Origin of the sequence: Spirillospora sp. NPDC049652, assembly GCF_040675125.1 — a bacterium.
Classification (GTDB): Bacteria; Actinomycetota; Actinomycetes; order Streptosporangiales; family Streptosporangiaceae; genus Spirillospora.
Genome location: NZ_JBFAOF010001420.1, coordinates 1 through 1,379, shown reverse-complemented (window position 1 = coordinate 1,379; position 1,379 = coordinate 1). Strand labels below are relative to the sequence as shown.

The following is a 1,379-nucleotide window of genomic DNA, read 5'->3' as shown; positions in this document are numbered from 1 at the left end:
GTCCGGAACGCGGGAGACCGCGCGCGGGACCGGCCCGGCCCGGGTCAGCCGAGCCGGGCGACGCCGCCGAGCAGGGAGTCGGTCTCCGGCGAGCCGTCCTCGGCGGGCCGCCACCGCCACGGCCGGACCAGGCCCGGCTCCACCAGCTCGTACCCGTCGAACAGCCGCTCGATCTCGGGCTCGGTGCGCAGGACCAGCGGGACGGTCGCCCCGGAGAACCCGGCGTACCAGCCCTCCTGCTCGGCCTGGGACATCCCGTCGGCGCACAGGTGGGAGATCGTCACGTAGGAGCCCGGGGCCTGCCGCTCGCGGAACGCCTTGACGATCCGCGCCGGGTCGTCCTGGTCGGTGACGAAGTGGAACACGGCCACGAACAGCACCGCCACGGGCTCGCTGAAGTCGAGCAGCCGGTTCAGCTCCGGGTCGTCCAGGATGGTCTCCGGACGCCGCATGTCGGCGGTGACGATCCGGGTGTTGTCGTCGGCGAGCAGGGCGCGCCCGTGCACCGCGACGATCGGGTCGATGTCCACGTAGACCACGCGCGAGGCCGGGTCGGCCTCCTTGGCGATCTGGTGGGTGTTGCGCACGGTCGGCAGCCCGGACCCGACGTCCAGGAACTGGCGGACGCCGCACTCGCGGGACAGGTACTCCACCGCGCGGCCCAGGAAGCGGCGGTTCTCCATCGCGGTGCTGCGCACGCGGTGCTCGCCGATCGCCGAGTACAGCCGGGAGTTGGCCTCGCGGTCGATGGCGTAGTGGTCCTTGCCGCCGAGCGCCTCGTCGTACATCCGGGCGGCGGTGGGCTGCCCCAGCGGCACCTGGGTGCGTTCCATCGGGCCCCTTCCCTCGTGGACTTCGGTGATCACGGTACCGAACCACTTTCGGCCTCGCGGTAAATGATCATAATTGCCCGGCCGGAGGAACGGCCACCCGCCGGGGGCCCGGCGCGGCGTCCGCCGGGTCCGGCGCGGCGTCCGCCCGGAGGGACGCGGGGGCGGACGTGGGGGCCTGACGGAGCGGAGGGCCTTGGATGCTCACCGTGGCATCGGTGATGTACGGTGCCCATCGGTCGAAAACGGAAGGGGGATCGGTGGAGCCCGCATCCGACCGTCCTTCGGACGACGTCGCGCTGGAGCAGGCCCGCGCCGGCGACGAGGCGTCCTTCCTGCTCCTGGTGGACGCCCACGGCGGACGGCTGGTCCGGCTCGCCCGGGCGGTCGCCGGTCCCGCGCCGGGACGCGCCGAGACGCTGGCGCGCGAGGCGCTGCTCGGCGCCGTCCGCGACGTCCCTCCGCCCGGATGCCCGTCCGCCCGGCTGTGCCTGCTGCGCGCGGTGGTCGAGGCGGCGCGCGGACGCTGGCCGCTCGACGTGGCCGTCC

2 protein-coding genes are annotated in these 1,379 nt (G+C 74.3%); one reads left to right on the top strand and one right to left on the bottom strand.

The features are described 5' to 3' along the window. Positions 1–44 precede the first annotated feature (44 nt). Positions 45–833 carry an SAM-dependent methyltransferase gene (locus AB0J52_RS40720; protein WP_500188578.1) on the bottom strand — a complete coding sequence of 263 codons (789 nt, stop codon included), beginning with the start codon at positions 831–833 and terminating at the stop codon, positions 45–47. A gap of 257 nt (positions 834–1,090) precedes the next feature. Here AB0J52_RS40720 and AB0J52_RS40715 point away from each other — a divergent pair. Continuing rightward, a partial coding sequence (locus tag AB0J52_RS40715; RefSeq protein WP_500188576.1) for a hypothetical protein occupies positions 1,091–1,379 on the top strand: 289 nt, incomplete at its 3' end.

Coding starts and splice junctions, on each gene's coding strand:
- AB0J52_RS40720 (WP_500188578.1), bottom strand. CDS start 833: ATGGAACGCACCCAGGTGCCGCTGGGGCAGCCCACCGCCGCCCGGATG.